Annotated in this window: 15 protein-coding genes; 10 read left to right on the top strand and 5 right to left on the bottom strand. The window is 31.8% G+C overall.

Features of this window, described 5'->3' with window-relative positions; genetic code table 11:
- The first annotated feature begins 14 nt into the window (after window positions 1-14).
- Window positions 15-2,585, top strand: coding sequence for a DNA mismatch repair protein MutS (mutS, locus tag LWW95_07240; GenBank protein MDL1956822.1), 2,571 nt, complete (start codon window positions 15-17; stop codon window positions 2,583-2,585).
- 4 nt (window positions 2,586-2,589) lie between these two features.
- A complete protein-coding gene (locus tag LWW95_07235) occupies window positions 2,590-4,086 on the top strand; it encodes an N-acetylmuramoyl-L-alanine amidase (protein ID MDL1956821.1) in 1,497 nt (498 codons plus the stop codon).
- Here LWW95_07235 and ppsA read toward each other — a convergent pair.
- Window positions 4,083-6,542 (bottom strand): phosphoenolpyruvate synthase, encoded by a 2,460-nt coding sequence (ppsA, locus tag LWW95_07230; GenBank protein ID MDL1956820.1) that lies wholly within the window; start codon window positions 6,540-6,542, stop codon window positions 4,083-4,085. The genes LWW95_07235 and ppsA overlap by 4 nt on opposite strands.
- 118 nt (window positions 6,543-6,660) lie before the next feature.
- Between ppsA and LWW95_07225 the strand changes: the two genes are divergently transcribed.
- Window positions 6,661-7,200: a YIP1 family protein gene (locus tag LWW95_07225; GenBank protein MDL1956819.1), complete on the top strand. Its 540-nt coding sequence runs from the start codon at window positions 6,661-6,663 to the stop codon at window positions 7,198-7,200.
- On the opposite strand, the gene LWW95_07220 is transcribed toward LWW95_07225, so the two are convergent.
- From LWW95_07220 to LWW95_07210, 3 genes are read right to left on the bottom strand one after another with little or no spacing between them, the layout of a single operon-like run.
- Window positions 7,168-7,371, bottom strand: a complete 204-nt coding sequence (locus LWW95_07220) for a Trm112 family protein (protein MDL1956818.1) — start codon at window positions 7,369-7,371, stop codon at window positions 7,168-7,170. The genes LWW95_07225 and LWW95_07220 overlap by 33 nt on opposite strands.
- Entirely contained in the window at window positions 7,361-8,359 is a 999-nt protein-coding gene (locus tag LWW95_07215; GenBank protein MDL1956817.1) for a glycosyltransferase family 9 protein, read from the bottom strand. Before LWW95_07215 ends, LWW95_07220 begins: the two co-directional genes overlap by 11 nt.
- Entirely contained in the window at window positions 8,352-8,942 is a 591-nt protein-coding gene (locus LWW95_07210; GenBank protein MDL1956816.1) for an HAD family hydrolase, read from the bottom strand. Before LWW95_07210 ends, LWW95_07215 begins: the two co-directional genes overlap by 8 nt.
- Window positions 8,943-9,065: 123 nt before the next feature.
- On the opposite strand from LWW95_07210, the gene LWW95_07205 reads away from it, so the two are divergent.
- Both LWW95_07205 and LWW95_07200 read left to right on the top strand, forming a co-directional pair.
- A complete protein-coding gene (locus tag LWW95_07205; GenBank protein MDL1956815.1) occupies window positions 9,066-11,249 on the top strand; it encodes a bifunctional alpha,alpha-trehalose-phosphate synthase (UDP-forming)/trehalose-phosphatase in 2,184 nt (727 codons plus the stop codon).
- Window positions 11,237-12,445 carry a glycosyltransferase gene (locus LWW95_07200; GenBank protein ID MDL1956814.1) on the top strand — a complete coding sequence of 403 codons (1,209 nt, stop codon included), beginning with the start codon at window positions 11,237-11,239 and terminating at the stop codon, window positions 12,443-12,445. The genes LWW95_07205 and LWW95_07200 overlap by 13 nt, the downstream gene beginning before the upstream one ends.
- On the opposite strand, the gene recJ is transcribed toward LWW95_07200, so the two are convergent.
- On the bottom strand, window positions 12,446-14,116 hold the full coding sequence (recJ, locus tag LWW95_07195; protein ID MDL1956813.1) for a single-stranded-DNA-specific exonuclease RecJ: 1,671 nt from the start codon (window positions 14,114-14,116) through the stop codon (window positions 12,446-12,448).
- Window positions 14,117-14,197: 81 nt separating this feature from the next.
- Here recJ and clpB point away from each other — a divergent pair, with 81 nt between their 5' ends.
- The 5 genes from clpB to LWW95_07170 all read left to right on the top strand — a co-directional run bounded on the left by clpB (window position 14,198) and on the right by LWW95_07170 (window position 20,899).
- Window positions 14,198-16,840 carry an ATP-dependent chaperone ClpB gene (clpB, locus tag LWW95_07190; GenBank protein MDL1956812.1) on the top strand — a complete coding sequence of 881 codons (2,643 nt, stop codon included), beginning with the start codon at window positions 14,198-14,200 and terminating at the stop codon, window positions 16,838-16,840.
- A 62-nt stretch (window positions 16,841-16,902) separates the two neighbouring features.
- Complete coding sequence (locus tag LWW95_07185; GenBank protein MDL1956811.1) at window positions 16,903-18,318, top strand: ATP-binding protein; 1,416 nt, start codon at window positions 16,903-16,905, stop codon at window positions 18,316-18,318.
- A 1-nt stretch (window position 18,319) separates the two neighbouring features.
- Complete coding sequence (locus LWW95_07180) at window positions 18,320-19,672, top strand: sigma-54 dependent transcriptional regulator (protein MDL1956810.1); 1,353 nt, start codon at window positions 18,320-18,322, stop codon at window positions 19,670-19,672.
- Window positions 19,673-19,787: 115 nt separating this feature from the next.
- The gene (locus LWW95_07175; protein ID MDL1956809.1) at window positions 19,788-20,219 is read left to right on the top strand and encodes a hypothetical protein; all 432 of its coding nucleotides are present in this window, start codon (window positions 19,788-19,790) and stop codon (window positions 20,217-20,219) included.
- A gap of 14 nt (window positions 20,220-20,233) precedes the next feature.
- Window positions 20,234-20,899 (top strand): hypothetical protein, encoded by a 666-nt coding sequence (locus tag LWW95_07170; GenBank protein ID MDL1956808.1) that lies wholly within the window; start codon window positions 20,234-20,236, stop codon window positions 20,897-20,899.
- Window positions 20,900-20,913 lie beyond the last annotated feature (14 nt).

Here is a 20,913-nt window from a genome sequence, read left to right as displayed (position 1 = left end):
ACTTGGTAAAGCTCATGAAGCTAGAAAATAAATCACTTACACCTGCTATGCGTCAATATCTTGAAATCAAGCGTCAGTACCCAGATGCTATTTTATTCTTTCGTATGGGAGACTTTTATGAAATGTTTTTTGAAGACGCAAAAATTGCTTCAGAAATTTTAGAAATATCCCTTACTTCTCGTCAAAAGGATAGCCCTGATCCTATCCCTATGTGTGGTATCCCTTATCATGCTCTTTCAAGTTATCTGCCTAAACTTATAAATCGAGGTTATAAAGTAGCTATTTGCGAACAAGTAGAAGATCCTAAACTAGCAAAAGGGATTGTCCGCCGAGAAGTAGTTCAGGTCATTACTCCTGGCATGATCCTTGAGCCAGAATTTCTTCAAGCCAACAAAAGCAATTATTTAGCTGCTATTTGTGAATGGAGCAACAAATACGGTCTTGCTTATTTAGACATTTCTACTGGAGAGTTTAAAGCTACAGAATCAAATAATTTAGAAGAAATCTTTGAAGAAATTGGGCGACTTGAGCCAAAAGAATTGCTTATACCTGAAAATCTTACTTTAAAATTTGATTTAAAACAAACATTTATTGTTTCTTTTGAAAAAGACAGGCTTGATTTAAAAGCCTCTACTCAATTGTTAAAGAATCATTTTAATATTCGGTCTTTAAAACCATTAGGGCTTTCAGAATGGCCAGCAGCTATAATGGCTTCAGCCTGGCTTTTGCAGTATGCAAAAGAAGCTCAAAAAACAATCCTTCCTCATATTTCTAATTTAAAAACTTATAATTTAAGCGAATTTATGGTATTAGATAATATCACTCTTAACCATCTTGAGGTATTTCGCCGCTTATATGGTGAAAAAGAAAAAACGCTTTTCAGTGTATTGGACAGAACACTCACCCCTATGGGTGGACGTTTACTTCGAGAGATGATGCTTCACCCTTTAAAAGATATAAATGCTATTAAAGAACGTTTGAATTGGGTAGAAGCTTTCTTTAGAGCAGGCTTATTGCGTCAAGATATAAGAGAAAAATTAAAAAAAATAAGTGACTTAGAAAGAGTTAACAGCCGTATTGTCCTTGGCAGAGCTCATGCAAGAGACCTTATTGTTTTAAAAAATTCATTAAAGCCTTTACCTGAAATTAAAACATTGCTTCTTTCAAGCACATCATCACTTTTACAAAAAACAGGGGAAAAACTTGATACACTTGAAGACATAACTAATTTAATAGAGAAAGCAATTGTAGATGATCCGCCTTTGACTTTAAAAGAAGGTGGATTAATAAAGCCAGGTTATAATGTGACACTTGATGAATTAAATAGACAAACAATGGAAGCAAAAAATTGGATTGCTCAACTTGAAACTAAAGAAAAAGAGCGTACAGGTATTCCCAATCTTAAAGTTGGTTATAACAAAGTATTTGGTTATTACATAGAAGTTTCAAAAGCACAGCTAAAACGTGTTCCAAAAGATTATATCCGAAAGCAAACATTAGTAAATGCTGAAAGATTTATAACTCCTGCTTTAAAAGAATATGAAAATTTCCTTTTAGGGGCAGAAGAAAAAAGAAATGCATTGGAATATGAATTGTTTTTAGAAATAAGAGAAAAAGTAGCAAAAAATAGTGAAAGACTATTAAAATCAGCTAAAATTATTGCTTATTTAGATGTAATGGCTGCTTTAGCTGAAGTAGCTGTAGAAAATAATTATGTCCGTCCAAAAATTCATGAGAAAGATGAAATTTTAATAAAAGATGGAAGGCATCCTGTAATTGAACAGACAATAAAAGATAAACCTTTTGTACCAAATGATATTTATCTTAATGAAGAAGAACGTATATTGATTATTACTGGGCCAAATATGGCTGGTAAATCTACTATTATTAGACAGATAGCCTTAATTGTACTTATGGCTCAGATTGGTAGCTTTGTACCGGCTAAAGAGGCAAAGATTGGTATAGTAGATAGAATTTTTACACGAGTAGGGGCTTCTGATGCCTTACCAGAGGGACGAAGTACATTTATGGTAGAAATGGAGGAAACAGCCCGCATTTTACACCAAGTAACCCCTCGTAGTTTGGTAATTTTAGATGAAATTGGCCGAGGAACAAGTACCTTTGATGGTATGAGTATTGCTTGGGCAGTAATAGAATATTTACATGATGTTGAAGGAAAGGGAGTTAAAACTCTTTTTGCTACTCATTATCATGAATTAACAGAATTGGCTCAGATGAAGTCAAAGGTAAGGAATTATAATGTAGCTGTTAGAGAATGGCAAGGAGAAATTATTTTTTTACATAAATTGTTGCCTGGAGGAGCGAATCGAAGCTATGGTATTGAGGTTGCTAAATTGGCAGGTCTTCCTAAAGAAGTGATTGAACGTGCATTAGAAATCCTTGTTATGCTTGAAGAGAAACAAAAAGAAAAAGCTTATCAGGAAAAAAGGATTTATCAACAATTACCATTATTTGAATCAGATTCTGAAAAATTAATTAGACAACTTCGTAAAATAGATATAAATAGATTGACACCTTTAGAAGCATTACATATTTTACATAAATTAAAAAGAATGCTAAATTAAACCAATGTATCGCAAAATATTTGTTTTTATTATTTGTTTTGGTTGGATTTTTTTAGCTCAAGCAAAAGCTGCCCTCCCTCCAATAGCCTTTAAAAAAATAGAAATTCTCCCTTATGAATCAGGAATAAAAATAAAAATTAGGATGAGTGGTTCTTTTACTTATAGGTATTTCAAATTGCCTGCTAAAAAGAAAAATTTTTTAAGATTCGTGATTGACACTCAGCCAGTTTATTTACCTAAAGGTATGAAAAAAAACTTTGTTTTTTCTGATCCTCGAATAAAAAAGGTTAGAGTTGCTCAGTTTAATAAAAAAACTGTACGTATTGTTATTTATTTAAAAAAAGCTTTTACTTATAAAATTAATAAGAAAAAACATAATTTAATTTTATTTATCAATTCTCCTTTACTTAAAAAATTAATTTGTATTCGTTCTATAAAGGTTACTTATCCTCCACCTCAAGGCTTTAAAGTGATAATTAAAACTACTGGTAAACCTCATTATAAAGATTTTATTTTACCTGCTATTTCTTATAAAAATCTGCCTCCTCGTCTTGTTATAGATTTATGGCCAGCTTATTTACCAAGAGGTATAAAGAAAAAACTTAAAATATCTCATCCCTTAGTATCAGGAATTCGCTTAGCACAATTTAATAAAAAAACAGTAAGGATAGTATTTTATCTTAAAACTACTAAGATTCCATATAATTTGAGTTTTGTTAAATCTAAATTAATTCTAACTGCCTTTGATATTCAAAAACCATCTATCTCTTTACCGCAGGTCTTAGGTCTTAAAGTCAAAAAGATTGTTATTGATCCAGGTCATGGAGGAAAAGATCCAGGAGCTATAGGCTATTATGGATTAAAGGAAAAAGATATAACATTACGAGTTGCTCGTCTTTTAAAGAAAAAATTAGAAACACAATTAGGATGTGAAGTATTTCTTACTCGTAATCAGGATAAATATGTTTCTTTGGAAAAAAGAGCTGAATTTGCTAATAAAATAAATGCTGATCTTTTTATATCCATTCATTGCAATGCTTGTGCTAGTCGTCGTTTACAAGGTATTGAAACTTATTTTGTAGGTTTAACTGATGATACTCATGCTTTAGCTGTAGCTAGTCGTGAGAATGCTTCTTTAAGTAAGCGTATGGGGGAATTAGAAAAAATTTTACAGGATCTGTTAGTAAGGGCAAAAATTAAAGAATCTGCATATATGGCAGCAGAAATTCAACAGGGAATTATTAAATTTCTTACTTATCGTGGATTTAATCCAGTAGTAAATCTGGGAGTAAAACAAGCACCTTTTTATGTGTTAATAGGAACAAAAATGCCTGCTGTTTTGGTTGAAATAGGCTTTATTGATCATCCTAAAGAGGCAAAACGATTACGTAATCCAAAGTATCTAGTTACCCTTGTTGATGGAATTGCAAAAGGTATTAAAGATTATGTCTCTACTATAGAAGCTACTTACAGATATAAATCTTTTGATAAAGGTGGTTAACTTTCAGCCATTCCTAACTCCTTTTCTATCTTTGCTATTAATAATTTTGTTTTGACCACCACATCAGGATTTAAACTAATAGAATTAATACCACATTTTACTAAAAATTCTGTAAATTCAGGAAAATCACTTGGTGCTTGGCCACAAATGCCTATTTTTCTATTTTTTTCTCTAGCTACTTTAATAACTTGTGAAATAAGACGTTTTACTGCTTCATTCCTTTCATCATAAAGATAAGATACCAATTCTGAATCTCTATCTAAGCCAAGTGTAAGTTGAGTTAAATCATTAGATCCAATAGAAAAACCATCAAATATTTTGGCAAATTCATCAGCAAGTACAACATTGCTAGGAATTTCACACATAACATAAATTTCCAAACCATTTTCACCTTGTACTAATCCAAATTCTTTCATTGCCTCTATAACTTTTTTACCTTCTTCTGGAGTGCGACAGAATGGTATCATTACTTTAATATTAGTTAAACCCATTTCATTTCTAGCCTTTAAAATCGCCTTACATTCAAGTCCAAAAGCAGGTTTAAATTTTTCATCATAATATCGTGAAGCCCCTCTCCAACCAATCATAGGATTATGTTCATGTGGCTCATAAAGTTGCCCTCCAATCAAATTTGCATATTCATTAGTTTTAAAGTCAGAAAGACGCACAATCACATCATTTGGATAAAAAGCAGCTGCAATTCGGGCAATGCCACTGGCAAGTTTTTCTACAAAATAAGCTTCTTTGTTAGGATAACCTTTTGTTTTTTCTTCTATTTCAGCTACTATTTTAGCAATTTGAGGATCAGTAGTTGCTTGTTTCTTTAATTCTTCAAAATGGATGAGGGCAAGAGGATGAATACCTATGTGAGAATTGATAATAAATTCTTCTCTAGCCAATCCAACACCATCACAAGGAATTTGACCTTGTAAAAAGGCTTTTTCAGGAATACCAACATTCATCATAACTTTTGTTTTTGTCTTTGGTAATGTTTTTAAATCTATATGCTCAATTTCAAATGGAATAATCCCATCATATACATATCCTACCTCTCCTTCACTACAATCTACTGTAATTTCCTGTCCATCTTTTATTATCTCTGTAGCATCTCCAGTACCAATAACGCAAGGAATACCTAACTCACGAGAAACAATAGCCGCATGGCAAGTACGCCCACCACGATTAGTGACAATAGCTGATGCTACTTTCATAATAGGTTCCCAATCTGGATCAGTCATTTCAGTTACTAATACTTCACCTGGTTTAAACTCAGCAATATGCTCAGCAGAAGCAATAATATGGGCTTTGCCTTGACCGATTTTGCTTCCTACTGCTAAACCTTTACAAAGTACTTTACCTATTTTTTCTAATTCATAATATTTTTCTTTAAGCACATAATTTTCAATAAAAGAATAATCCTTTAAAGCATGAACAGTTTCAGGCCTAGCCTGTACAATAAAAAATTCTCCAGTACCTACACTCTTTCCATCACCATCCTTTGCCCATTCAATATCCATAGGTTTTCCATAGTGTTCCTCAATTTTACATGCCCATTTAGCTAAAAGTAAAATTTCATCATCAGTTAAAACAAACCTATGCCTTTCCTCATCAGTAGTTGGAATATTTTTAACAGATTTTCCATCTTCTGTATAAACCATTTTTATCTCTTTTGAACCCATAGTCTTACTTAAAACAGGACGCTTACCCAAATGTAGGGTAGGTTTAAAAACATAATATTCATCAGGATTTACTTTTCCTTGCACAATATTCTCACCAAGACCATAAGCAGCTGTAATGAAAACCACGTCTTTAAAGCCACTTTCTGTATCTAAAGTGAACATCACTCCTGAACTAGCAGCATCACTACGCACCATTTTTTGTATAGCAATGGAAAGGTAAACATCAAAATGACCAAATCCTTTATCTGTTCTATAAGAAATAGCCCTGTCAGTAAAAAGACTGGCAAAACATTCTCGACAAGCTTGTAATAATCTTTCTTCTCCTCGAATATTTAAAAAAGTTTCCTGCTGACCAGCAAAGGAAGCATCAGGGAGGTCTTCTGCTGTTGCTGAAGAGCGAACAGCTACATCTATCATAGCTTCTCCATAATTTGCAGAAAGCTTTTTATAATTTTCAACAATTTGTTGCATTAAATCTTCTGGTAAAGGAGCATTACGAATTAATTCCCTAACAGCCTTTCCTTTTTGACGTAAATCTTCAATATTATGTATATCAAGACTATCTAAAATTTCTTTAATTTCTTTAAAAATTCCTGCTTTTTCAATAAAATATTTGTAAGCAGCTGCTGTAATAGCAAAACCTCCAGGTACATTAACACCAGCTGGTTTTAATTTTTGAAACATTTCTCCTAAAGAAGCATTTTTACCACCTACTAATGGGACATCCTTAATAGAAATCTCATCAAACCAAAGAATAAAGGGCTTATCCTTTTGCATGTGAGATCCTCCTAGAAAAATTTTTTCTTCTTTTACTCCAAAAAAACACAAAAAGCAAGAAAAATGTTATGTCAAAATTATAAACAAAATTTTGTTGCTTAAGAAGACTGCCTATGTTATGTTAGAAAATATGGAAAATTTTACACAGCGTATTTTTCGGGCTATACAACTTGAAGTAGCACTTTATGAAGAAGTAGAGGCAGATGAAGGGGCTTTACCTCAGGCAATGTTTGTAGTTGTACTTTCAAGTTTAGCTAGTGGTGTAGGAACGACTGAACAAAGCATAATAGGAATATTTTGGGGAACAATAATTGCTCTAATAAGTTGGTTTATTTGGGCTTATCTAATTTATTTTATTGGTACAAAATGGTTACCTGAACTGCAAACCCAATCAAGTCCAAGAGAGATGCTTCGGGTACTTGGTTTTGCTAGTGCTCCTGGTATTTTTAGAATTTTAGGAGTAATATCTTCTTTAAAAGAAATTGTCTTTTTTATTACGGCTATTTGGATGATAATGGCAATGATAATAGCAGTAAGGCAAGCATTAGATTATAAAAGCACTTTAAGAGCAGCAATTGTTTGTCTTATTGCATGGTTAATACAAGCAATAATCTTTATCTTACTTTTAATCTTTGTTGTAAAAGGACAAATTATCTAATGGAATAGCTTCTTCAATAAGCATAATGGGGATATCTTCCTTTATAGGATAAAATAAACGACATTTTTCACAAATAAGTCCTTCCCCATGATCACTTTTTTCTACATATTTAATATCTCCCTTGCATTTTGGACAAGCAAGAATCTTAAGCAATTCTTCATTAATAGGCATTATTAACCTCCCTTTCTTTTACTGCAGAAATAATTTCTTCTACTTCAATTTTTTTCATACATTCTCGGGTCTTACATTTTCTTTTAAAACAGGGTTGGCAAGATAACTTTTTAAAAAATACTATATGACCTTTACCAAAAGGCCCAGTGCGCCAAGGAGCTGTAGGGCCAAAAAGAGAAATAGTTGGTGTGCCTGTAGCAACAGCTAGATGTAAGGTACCTGTGTCTAAAGAAATGACAAGATGAGCTTTTTCATAAAGAGGAATTAAACTTTTTAAATCTGTTCTTCCTGCTAAATTTATACTAGAGCCTATATTTTGACAAATAAATTTAATATATTCTTTATCTTTTTTTTGACCAGTAAAAACAACCTCATAACCTAAATTTAAAAGTGCTTTTCCAAGAGCTGTCCATTTTTCTAAAAACCACATTTTACTTTCCCAGCGTGTTACTGGATTAATAACAATATAGGGTTGTTTTATATCAAATGAAACATTTGATACTGGTGGAAGAGGAAATGAAATATCTTTAAAAGAGACAGGAATGCCAGCACAATTTAAAAGTTTTAAATATCGCAATATAGCATGTTCTTGATAATTAGTTTTAATTTTTTTTGTAAAAAAGAAAAAAAATCCCCTTTCACGACTATTAGCAAACCCTATTTTTTCTTTTCCTTCTGCTAAAAAGGCAATAAAGCCGCTTTTTAAAAGTCCTTGAAAGTCTATAATTAAATCATAATTATTTTTTAATTTTTTTCGCAAAATAATAATTTCTTTTATTATTTCTAATAATTGAGACTTTTTTAACTTCTTAGTCAAGGTATGTCTTGGAAAAAGTAAAATTTTTCTCAAATAAGGATGCCCATAAAGAAATGAATATCCTGTTTCTTCTGTTATCCAATCAATTTCAGCCTCAGGATAAGCTTTTTTTAACGCATTTAAAGCTGGTAATGTATGAATAATATCCCCAAAGGAGCTTAATTTAATCATTAAGACCCGCATCTTTTATAATCCATTTAGCAGCTTCATAAAGGTCTTTTGCTATAAAATGGGGAGTAAGAGGATGTTTTGGAGCAATAAATTTCAATTCTCCTTTACCATAGCCTGTCATAACTAAAATGCTCTTTGTGCCTGCTTTATAAGCAAGCTCAATATCTATAAAACGATCTCCTACTGTATAGGATTTTTTTAAATCAAGATCAAATTCCTTTTGTGCTTGATAAATTAAACCAGGATTTGGTTTACGACAAAAACAATTTTTCCTTAATTCAGGTATTACTGCTTCAGGATGATGAGGGCAATAATAAATGGCATCTAAATTAGCACCATATTTATTTAATTTTTCTTGCAAAAGAGCATGAATCTCTTCAATAAAACTTAAAGGAAAATAACCTTTAGCTGCTCCACTTTGATTAGTAATAAGGATCACTTTAAAATGATGTTCTTTAAGTAAACGAATAGCTTCTGGAACTTTTGGTAAAATAATAAGTCTATCTGGATGATTGATATATCCCATTTCCTCATTGATTGTTCCATCTCTGTCTAAAAAAACTGCTTGATTTTTTTCTCGCATAAACTATTAAAAATTTTTTAAAACATTGTATCAATACTTGTTTATTTTAACATTGTCAAGACAATAATTTAACTCTCTTGTAGTTTAGAGGAAAATTAGGTATATTATTTAAAAGGGTGGGTTGTGGCAAGATTATTAATAGTTTCCAATAGATTACCTCTCACTGTAATAAAAAGAGAGGGGAAATTAAGCTTTCAGTCAAGTGCAGGTGGTTTAGCTACAGGTCTAGGGTCATTCTATAAGTCTTATAATGCTCTCTGGATAGGATGGCCTGGTATTGCCTTAGAAAGATTAAAGGGAGAAGAAGAAAAAAATATTAAAGATAAATTAATTAATGAAGCTTGTCTTCCTATTTTTCTCTCACAAAGAAATATTGAGAATTATTATTATGGATTTTGCAATAAAACTATTTGGCCTTTATTTCATTATTTTCCTTTATATGCAGTATTTATCAAAAATTTATGGGAATCTTATAAACGAGTAAATCAAACTTTTTGTAATACAATCATTAATTTTGCTAAACCAGATGATATTATTTGGATTCACGATTATCATTTAATGTTACTTCCAAAACTTATAAGAGAAAGGATACCTGAAGCAACTATAAGTTTTTTTCTTCATATTCCATTTCCTGCCTTTGAAATTTTTCGGCTTTTGCCTTGGCGTAAAGAAATATTAGATGGATTATTAGGTGCTGATCTTATTGGATTTCATACTTATGATTATGTCAGACATTTTCTTGATAGTGTTAGACGAATTGTTGGACATGAGCATAGTTTTGGACATATTAGTGTAAATGGCCGAATAGTAAAGATAGATGTGTTCCCTATGGGTATAGATTACGAACGTTTTCATAGAGCTGTTAAAAAAGGCGAAGTACAAAAAGAGATAAATAAACTTCGTAAAAAGTTAGGTGAACGTAGAATAATTTTATCTGTTGATCGTATGGACTATACAAAAGGAATACCTCAAAGATTAGAGGCATTTGATTTACTTTTAGAAAAATACCCAGAATATAGGGGAAAAGTAACTTTTATTTTAGTAGCTGTACCCTCACGCACAAAAGTAGAACATTACACTTTATTAAAAAAACAAGTAGATGAGCTTGTAGGAAGAATCAATGGAAAATATGGCACTATTGAATGGATGCCTGTTTGGTATTTATATCGCTCTTTGCCATTTTCTAATCTAGTTGCCCTTTATAACATTGCAGATGTAGCTTTTGTTACCCCTTTGAGAGATGGAATGAATTTAATTGCAAAGGAATTTGTAGCTACAAAATCTGATCAAACTGGTGTTTTGATTTTGAGTGAAATGGCTGGAGCTGCAAAGGAGTTGGGAGAAGCAATTATTATTAATCCAAATAATAAAGAAGAGATGCTTAATGCATTAAAAGAAGCCTTAACTATGACAGAAGAAGAACAAAAGGAAAGAAATAAAATAATGCAAAAACGATTAAAACGCTATAATGTAGTAAAATGGGCAAATGATTTTATAGATAGACTTTGTTACATTAAAAAGATGCAGCAAGAACTATGTATAAGAAAATTAACTTCTAAAATAAGGAAAAGACTAATTAATGATTATTTAAAAAGCAACAAACGTCTTATATTGCTTGATTACGATGGAACGCTTGTTCCCTTAGTAGAAAAACCAGAAAATGCAAAGCCAGATTCAGAGCTTATAGTAATTTTAAAAAATCTTGTTCAGGAGTCAAAAAATGAAGTTGTTATAATTAGTGGTCGAGATAAAAATACATTAGAAAAATGGTTTGGAAGTTTAAATCTTGGATTGATTGCTGAACATGGTGTATGGATAAAAGATAAAAAATGGGAAATGATAGAGCCTTTAAAAAATGATTGGAAAGAACAAATAAAACCAATTCTTGAACTTTATGTAGACAGAACCCCTGGCTCTTTTATAGAAGAAAAAGAGTTCTCTCTTGTTTGGCATTATAGAAAATCAGATCCTGAATTAGCAGAAATAAGAGCAAGAGAATTAAAAGATGCTCTTTTACACCTTACAGCTAATCTTAAGCTTGAGGTTTTAGAAGGAAGTAAAGTAATTGAAATCAAAGACGCAGGCATAAATAAAGGAAGGGCAGCATTAAGATGGATTCAAAAAGAAAAATGGGATTTTATATTAGCTATAGGTGATGACCGAACCGATGAAGATGTTTTTGCTGTTCTTCCTAAATCTGCATACTCTATTAAAGTTGGATTAAGTGCTTCTCAAGCTAAATTTAATGTAGATTCTCAAGAGGATATACGAAAGTTATTAAGAGAATTAGAAGAATGCGCACACTAGAAGACTATAGAGAAATTATAGGTGACGAAGTTATATCTAGCATATATAAAAAAGCAAGAAAACTTTATGGAAAACGTATTGTGCATATCAATTCTACTTACATTGGTGGTGGTGTAGCAAGAATACTTAATTCTTTAGTACCATTAATGAATGATATAGGATTAGTAGCAGATTGGAGAATACTTCATGGAACACCTGATTTTTTTGATACAACAAAAAAGTTTCATAATGCGCTTCAAGGTGATCCTATTAATCTAACTGATATGAAAAAACATATATATATTCAAGCTAATGAAAATTTTTCTTCTTTTTGTCATATAGAGCATGATTGTGTTATTATTCATGATCCTCAACCTTTGCCTCTTATTAAATGCTATAAAAAGAGACAGCCATGGATTTGGAGATGTCATGTAGATTTATCAAAACCAAATAAAGCATTATGGGATTTTCTTAAAAAATTTATATTAAGATATGATATGGTTATTGTTTCAAATGAAGAATATAGACAAGCAGATTTGCCAGTAGAACAAAGAGTTGTTTATCCTGCTATTGATCCACTTTGTCCTACAAATAAAGAAATTCCTAATGGAACTATTTTAAAATATTTAAAAAAATTCAAAGTTCCAAATGATAGACCACTCATAACCCAAGTTTCAAGATTTGATAAGTGGAAGGATCCTGAAGGAGTAATAGAGGTATTTAAACTTGTTAGAGAAAAAATAAATTGTCGATTGGTATTATGTGGAAGTACAGCTACAGATGATCCTGAAGGACATCAAGTCTATGAGCGTATAAAAAGAAAAGCAAGTAAATTAATAAAAAAAGGAGATATAGCTCTTATAACTAGTGATAGTTGTATTCTTGTAAATGCATTACAACGAGTTTCAGCTGTTATAATTCAAAAATCTTTAAGAGAAGGCTTTGCTCTCACTGTTACAGAAGCTCTATGGAAAGGCAAGCCAGTGGTAGCTTCAAATATAGGAGGAATTCCTCTTCAAATAAAAGATGGAGAGAATGGTTTTTTAGTCAATCCTAATGATATAGAAGGATTTGCAGATAGAATAATAGAAATTTTAAGATCTCCCAATTTAGCAAAAGAAATGGGTAAAAAAGGTAAAGAAATGGTTAGAAAAAAATTTCTTATTACAAGATTGCTATCAGATTACTTAGATATATTAAATTATATGATGAGATAATTATTTCCCTCTTATGGCCTGAATTTTAAATTTAAGAGTACTTTCTCCATGCCAATATTCAAAATAAGGTGTAAAAGCAACTTGTACTGGATTAGGTGGGGGATAAAAAGAAGATAAGTTTATTCCAATAGCCTCAAAAATAAAATTTTGATAACAAAGAAGCAATTTTAAATGTTTTTCTTGAGTAAGAATAGCCTGTTTTACTGTTAAAGGAGGTGAAAGAAATAAAGGTTCTGGATTGCCATATCCATATGGAGGAAAAAGGGAAAGATATTTCATAAAAGAAGGTGTTATTTCTTCTAAACGTGCCTCAGCATCTAAATATAATTTAGGTTTTATTTCTTTTAATGCTTTTTTAATCATTTCTTCAAAAATATTAATAAAACTAGATATATTTTTCATTTCAATTTTAAAACCACCAGCTAATTTATGACCACCATAACTTTTAAGGTAATTAGCACACTGAGAAAGAGCAGCAAATAAATCAAAACCTTCAATACTTCTTCCAGATCCCCTACCAATTTCTCCCTCAAAAGTAATAAGAAGTATTGGTCTTTTACTTATCTCTGCTAAACGTCCTGCAACAATTCCAATAACCCCAGGATGCCAATGATTACTAACAAGTACACTTTGCCCATTTTTAACCATTTTCTGCGCTTCACGCCAAATACTTTCTTCTAAACGTTGACGCTTAGAATTGATTTCATTCAAAATTTTTGCTAAATGATAAGCTTCCTCTTCTTCATTAGTTAAAAGAAGTTTTAAAGCTATTTCAGGTGTATCTAAACGACCAGCTGCATTTAAACGTGGTACAAGTCTAAAAGCAACTTCTTTTACTGTTATTCTATCATTCAAACCACTTATGGCTTTTAATGCCTTTAATCCAGGTCTTTGAGTTGTACTTAATACTTCAAGGCCACATTTAACAAAAATACGATTTTCATCTATAAGTGGCACCATATCTGCAATTGTCCCTAAGGCAACTAAATCAAGATATACTTTTAAATTAGGTATCTCTGATTCATTCCATATACCTTGTCTATATAAGAATTGACGTAAAGCAATAAGAAGATTAAAGGTAACACCTACCCCTGCCAGCTCTTTAAATGGAAAGGAACAATCAGGTTGTTTTGGATTAATAATAGCATAAGCAGGTGGCAATATTTTTGGAACTTCATGATGGTCTATAATAATGACATCAAGACCAAGCTGATTGGCAAAAACTATTTCTTCTTTATTGCTTATCCCACAATCAGTTGTAATTAAAAGACTAATGCCCATTTCAGCAAATCTTTTTATAGCTTGGATATTAAGTCCATAGCCTTCTTTTAATCTATGCGGTAAATAATAAAATAGTTTTGAAATAAGAGGAAATAAAAAAAGATAAAGAATACTAGTACTTGTAATACCATCAGTATCATAGTCACCATAAATTAACACCTTTTCTTGATTAATTATAGCTTTATAAATTCGATATACAGCTTTTTTCATATCTTTAAATTTCCAAGGATCATGCAAATAACTTAAGCGAGGATAAAGGAAACGATAAACTATTTCAGGTTCAGTTAATCCACGATTAATTAGAACTTTTGCCAAAAGATGAGGAATTTTTAATTTTTTAACCAAATACTCAACATCTGCCTCATCAAATGAAGGAATATACCATTCCATTTAACCACGCAGTATAGCGCCTATTGATTTTAAGTCAATAGATGCTTATTTAAAAAATAAAGCTAAATTGGAGGTGAAATGATGGATATTTCTCGGTTTACACAAAAAACTCAAGAAGCATTGGCTAGTGCTCAAGAAATTGCCATCCGCTATGGCCATCAAGAAGTAGACGGAGAACATTTGCTCTTAGCTTTTTTAGAACAAGAGGGCGGATTATTGCCAAGAATTTTACAAAAGATGGATGTGCCTTTAGAAAGTTTTAAAAGTCAAGTAGAATCAGTTTTAGAACAGCGACCTAAAATTAGAGGAATAGGTGGAGAATTAGGTAAAATTTATCTTTCACAGAGACTTTATAGACTGCTTACTAGAGCACAGGAGGAAGCAAAACACTTAAAGGATGAATATACTAGTGTAGAACATGTAATTTTAGCATTTATTGAAGAAGGAACACAAACTCCAGCAGGTCGTATCTTTCAAACTTTTAATATTACAAGAGAGAGATTTTTAGAAGTTTTAACAAAAATAAGAGGGACTCAACGCATTACAAGCCCTACACCAGAAGAAACATATGAAGCATTGGAAAAATATGGTCGAGATCTTGTTAAAGAGGCACAAAAAGGCAAGCTTGATCCTGTTATTGGTCGTGACGCTGAAATTAGACGGGTAATTCGTATTCTCTGCCGGCGTACAAAAAATAATCCTGTTCTTATTGGAGAACCTGGTGTAGGAAAGACAGCTATTGTAGAAGGTTTAGCTCAACGCATTGTAAGAGGAGATGTTCCAGAAGGATTAAAAGATAAAACTATTTATCAATTAGATATAGCTTCTCTTTTAGCTGGTGCTAAATATCGTGGTGAATTTGAAGAAAGATTGAAAGCAGTTTTAAAGGAAATTCAGGCTAGTGAAGGAAGAATTATCCTTTTTATTGATGAGTTACACACTATTGTTGGAGCAGGCAAGGCTGAAGGAGCAATTGATGCAGGTAATATGTTAAAACCCATGCTTGCTAGAGGTGAATTACACTGCATTGGAGCAACAACTATAGATGAATATCGAAAATATATTGAGAAAGATCCTGCTTTAGAAAGAAGATTTCAACCTGTATTAGTAGATGAACCTAGCGTTGAAGATACTATTTCAATTTTACGTGGTCTTAAAGAAAAGTTTGAAGTACATCATGGTGTACGTATTAAGGATAGTGCTCTTGTAGCTGCAGCAGTACTTTCACATCGTTATATCTCTGATAGATTCTTACCAGATAAAGCCATTGATTTGGTAGATGAAGCTGCTGCTATGATTAGGACAGAAATTGACTCTATGCCTTCAGAATTGGATGAAGTTATGCGCCGTATTATGCAACTTGAGATTGAACAACAAGCACTTAAAAAAGAAAAGGATAAGGCATCTCAAGAGAGATTAGCAGCAATTGAAAAGGAACTGGCTAATTTACAAAATAAGGCTGATGCCTTAAAAGCACAGTGGGAAGCTGAAAAAGAAGTTATTGCAAGGTTAAGGAAGCTTAGAGAAGAGATTGATAAGATAAAACAGGAAATTGAAAAGGCAGAACGTGAGTATGATTTGAATAAAGCAGCAGAGTTAAAATATGGGAAATTAGCAAATTTAGAAAGGGAATTAAAGGAAACAGAGAAAAAATTAGCAGAGGTACAAAGAACTGGAAGACTTTTACGTGAGGAAGTAACAGAAGAAGAGATTGCTGAAGTAGTTTCTCGTTGGACAGGTATACCTGTAACTAAACTTATGGAAGGAGAGAGAGAAAAGTTATTGAGATTAGGTGAGATACTTCATAGAAGAGTAGTAGGGCAAGATGAAGCAGTGCAGGCTGTTGTAGATGCAGTTTTAAGGGCAAGGGCAGGATTAAAAGAGCCTAATCGCCCAATTGGCTCTTTTATCTTCCTTGGTCCCACTGGTGTGGGAAAAACAGAATTGGCAAAATCTTTAGCTGAAGCATTATTTGATACTGAAGAAAATATGGTTCGTCTGGACATGTCAGAATATATGGAAAAACATACAGTTTCTCGATTAATTGGTGCCCCTCCTGGTTATGTAGGTTATGAAGAAGGTGGTCAATTAACTGAAGCAGTAAGAAGAAAACCATATTGTGTAATTTTACTTGATGAAATTGAAAAGGCACATTCAGATGTATTTAATATTCTTTTGCAAATACTAGATGATGGAAGACTAACAGATTCTCATGGGCGTACAGTGGATTTCAAAAATACTGTGATTATTATGACCTCAAACCTTGGCAGTCAATATTTGCTTGAAGGTATAACTGCTACTGGAGAGATAAAACCTGAAGCAAAAACTGCTGTAATGCGTGAATTAAGGGCACATTTTAGACCTGAATTTCTAAATAGGATTGATGAAATTGTACTTTTTAAACCGCTTACCTTAGAAGAAATTAAAAAGATTGTTGATTTACAAGTAGGCTATATCCAAGAACGCTTAAAAGATAGGGGTATTACTTTTATATTAAGTGAAGAAGCAAAAGAATTTATTGCCAAAGAAGGTTATGATCCAGTATATGGTGCACGTCCATTAAAACGTTATATCCAACGTAAACTTGAAACTGTTTTAGCTAAAAAGATTATTGCTGGTGAAGTTCCTGATGGTAGCCATATAAACATAGTAGTAAGAGAAGGAGATTTACATTTTGAAATAGTACCACCTGTAAGAGAAGAATCAGAAGCAACTGTGGTTTAAAAGAAAGCCCAAAGGGCTATCTTGACTAAAAATAAAATGAGGGTTTAAAATGCTGCGCTAAAATGAAAAAGTTTGTAGTAAATAATTTCAAATGGTGGAAATCATCTCGAGGTAGGATTCTCTTTGTAGTTTTTGTATTTTTTACATTAATAATCTGTGGCATAATAATAGATCGTTGGAACATAAATAAAATAGCACACAATGTGGCATTTTTAGAAAAAAATGATGAATTTTTAAATGATATATTAGAAATAAGGCGTTATGAAAAAAATTTCCTTCTTTATAAGGAACAAACCAGTTATAAAAATACTCTCGAATATGTTGAAAAAGCAGAGAATCTTTTAAATCAGAATAAAACCCAAATTCAAACATTTATTGGCCTTTCTACATACCAAAAATTACAAAATCTTATAGAGAATTATAAAGAATTATTTATCAATCTTAACCCTTGCAATAATGGTAAGAAAGAAGAAAAACTTAGAGAAATAGGAAAAAAATTAGTAGATATTGCCATCTTTTTGGATAACAAAGTAAAACACAACATTAGTAGAGCCTTTACATTATCTCGACATATTGCATTATATTTTGGATTTGTAAGTGTGTCTATGGGTTGTTTACTTATTTACATAACAATTTACCAAATTGTCCGTCCTTTAAACTTTGTCCAACAATCTGCCGATAGAATTAGTAAAGGTGATTTTTCTTCTTTCCCACGACCAAAAGAAGTACCGCTAGAAATAAGAACTTTAATAGATGCTTTAAATAAAATGATTCAAGAATTAGACTTAAAACATCAACAGATAATTCAAGCTAAAAAGATGGCATCTATTGGTACTCTAACTGCTGGAATAGCTCATGAATTGAACAATCCTATAAATAATATTGTCATCACAGCTCAATTATTTTTGGAGGAGTTTGAAAAAGATCTAAGTCCAGAACAAAAAGAGTATTTAATTGATATTTTACAACAAGCCCAACGCTGTACAGACATTGTTGAAAATCTTTTAGATTTTTCTAGGGCTAAACCTTTAGCAAAGAAGCAAGTAAGTATTCAAAAAATTATTAGTGATGTATTAAAATTATTTCAAAATCAAATGAAGCTTAATAATATTGAATTAGAAGTAGATATAAATGAAGATTTACCCCTTATTAAAGGAGATCCAACAAGTCTAAGACAAATATTTGTTAATCTTATTGAAAATGCCATTCAAGCGATGCCTAAAGGTGGCTCTCTTTTTATTGGGGCAGAAAAAGATAATAATTTTATTAAAATTGAGATAGCAGATACTGGAAAAGGTATTCCTAAAGAATATTTATCTCGCATTTTTGAGCCATTTTTTACAACCAAAAAAGAAGGAACAGGTTTGGGGTTGGCTGTGACTTATGGTATTATAAGAAAACATAAAGGGAAAATATTTGTTGAAAGTAAAGTTAATGAAGGAACTACCTTTACTATTCTTTTACCTATAAAGGCATAAAATGGAAAGTCAAATCAAATTCAAAATAGCTATTGTAGATGATGAGGAAATTGTCTGTAAAAGGTTAAAAAAGGTTTTAGAAAAAGAAGGATATGAAGAAGTAGAGACCTTTTTAGATGGAGAAACATTTTTAGGGAAAATGTCCTCCCATCCATTTCATTTAGTTATTTTGGATCTTAAGTTACCTAAATTAGATGGTCTTCAAGTTTTAGAACGAATTAAAGCTATATCTCCTGAAACAGAAGTAATTATGATTACTGCTTATGGCTCAATAGAATCGGCAGTTGAAGCTACAAAAATGGGGGCATTTTATTATATAACAAAACCTATTAAATTGGATGAATTTCGTGCTCTTGTTCATAAAGCTAAAGAAAAAGTATTATTAGTTTTTGAAAATAAACAATTAAAAGAAACATTGGCAAGATATACATTTACAGAGTTGGTTGGAAAAAGTTTAAAAATGCAAAAAATATATGAATTAATTATTAAAGTTGCACCTATTGATTGTAATGTTCTTATTCAGGGAGAAACAGGTACAGGGAAAGAATTAGTAGCTAAAGCTATCCACTATCATAGTCCTCGTAAACATGCTCCTTTTGTTTCTTTTAATTGTGGAAGCTTTACAGAAGAACTTATTGCTAGTGAATTATTTGGATATGAAAAAGGAGCCTTTACAGGTGCTACCCACACAAAGATAGGCTTATTGGAATCAGCTAATGGTGGCACTGTTTTTTTAGATGAAATTGGAGAAATGCCTTTATCTATGCAGGTAAAACTTTTACGAGTAATTCAGGAAAAAAAGATCATTCGAGTAGGTGGTATCAAACCTATTTTGTTAAATATTCGAATTATTGCTGCTACTAATCGAGATCTAAAAAAGATGGTTGAAGAAGGTAAGTTTAGGGAAGATTTATATTATAGATTAAATGTAGTTAATATTGTTTTACCACCTTTAAGAGAAAGAAAGGAAGATATTCCTTTATTAATAAATCATTTTCTGAATAAATATAATGCTCTTTTTGGGAAAAATGTTCATTCTGTTACAGAAAAAGCTCTTGAGAAAATGTTAAATTATCCATTTCCTGGAAATGTGCGAGAGCTAGAAAACATAATTGAGAGGGCTGTTGCTTTATCTGAAAAAGAAGAAATTGATATTCACGATCTCCCTCCTGATTTAATTGCCTTTGAAGTGAAAACAGAAGAACCACCCAAAACTTCTCCATTAGAAGAACAAGAAAAAAATTATATTAAAAAAGTTTTAGAACAAACAGGTTATAATAAATATAAAACAGCCAAAATTCTAGGACTCTCTCGCACAACCCTTTGGCGAAAAATGAAAAAATACGGCTTATAGTTTCAAATTGGAACATTTTTGTTCAAATTTGAAACATTAAATTTTCTTTGCTCTCCATAACCCTCCTATAATTTATCTATTTTTTCTGGCATGCTTTTTGTTTTTTTCTAAAAGCATGACACCACGTATTTTAGTCACATTAAGCAATGAGCATCTTTCGGTAACTCCATTGTTTTATGCTGGAGAACTAGCAATGCGGTTACAAGCCCAAATGGATGTTCTGTTTGTTATTAGTAACTCAAAACAAGATGCTGAGGAAGAGAAATTCTTAAAGGAAATAGCACCAGCTATCGATAATTATAGGGAAAAAGGTGTCTTAATTAAATCTTATTTAGCTAAAGGTAAATTTCTAGAAGAAACAGCTAAATTCATCAAGGAGATTCATCCAGATATTGTAGTTTTAAGTAAACTTCAACAAAACTTTTATTCTTCAGTCTGGTTAAAGATCGTCCGAGAAAAATTGTCAGGACCTTTAATAGTGGTTGTTGACCATTATTTGAAAAAGTGCAGGAAAAAAGCCTTTAAGGCTGATTCAAATGAATCTTAAAAAGGAGGAGGGTTATGGAGAGAGTACTTTTTTTAGAACAAGATGCAGATGAAAGATCTCCTACATTAAATTGTGTAATGGAAATTGTTCGAAAAAGGAAATGTGAGTTGAAGTGTATATTTTTAGTGCCTGTCTCACTGGAAATGACAGATTGGATTCAAGTTCAAGAAAAGCAAATTAAAGAGGCTACTGCTAGAGCAGAAGGGGTGGCAAGGAAATTTCAAGAAAAACTAACAAGTGAAGGGCTTAAATTTTCATGGAAAGTGATACCATTTACTCCTTCAGCATTTATAGAAAGTGTGCAAGAGATGCTACCAGTAAATGTGATTATAACAGGAAAACTAAATCTTGATCCTTTAGCAGAAAAAGGAATTAAACATTTGGAAGATTTAAGTGTGTACTTTTCTTGCCCTGTGTTACCTGCGCGTTCTTTAATAAAAGAAAAAGGTTCTAATGGTCGGATATTAAGTCGTATGTTGCTTTTTGGAACTGGTGCGGCAGGGATATATTTTGGTTTTTTCCCTCTTTTGGAAAAATTTAATAAAGTATTATACATGAAAGGAGGTGTTTTAGGGGCATTAGCAGTAATGTTAACAGTTCCAATAGTAGCCTATACCTATGGTAGTTTTACTGAATGTATTCCTAAGCTTTTAGGATTAGAAAAAACAGCAGGTCATTAAAAAATAAATAAAAA

It is taken from the genome of Candidatus Desulfofervidus auxilii, assembly GCA_030262725.1.
Taxonomy (GTDB): domain Bacteria; phylum Desulfobacterota; class Desulfofervidia; order Desulfofervidales; family Desulfofervidaceae; genus JAJSZS01.
The sequence above is the reverse complement of the archived record's forward strand: the minus strand, read 5'-3'. Positions and strand labels throughout refer to the sequence as shown.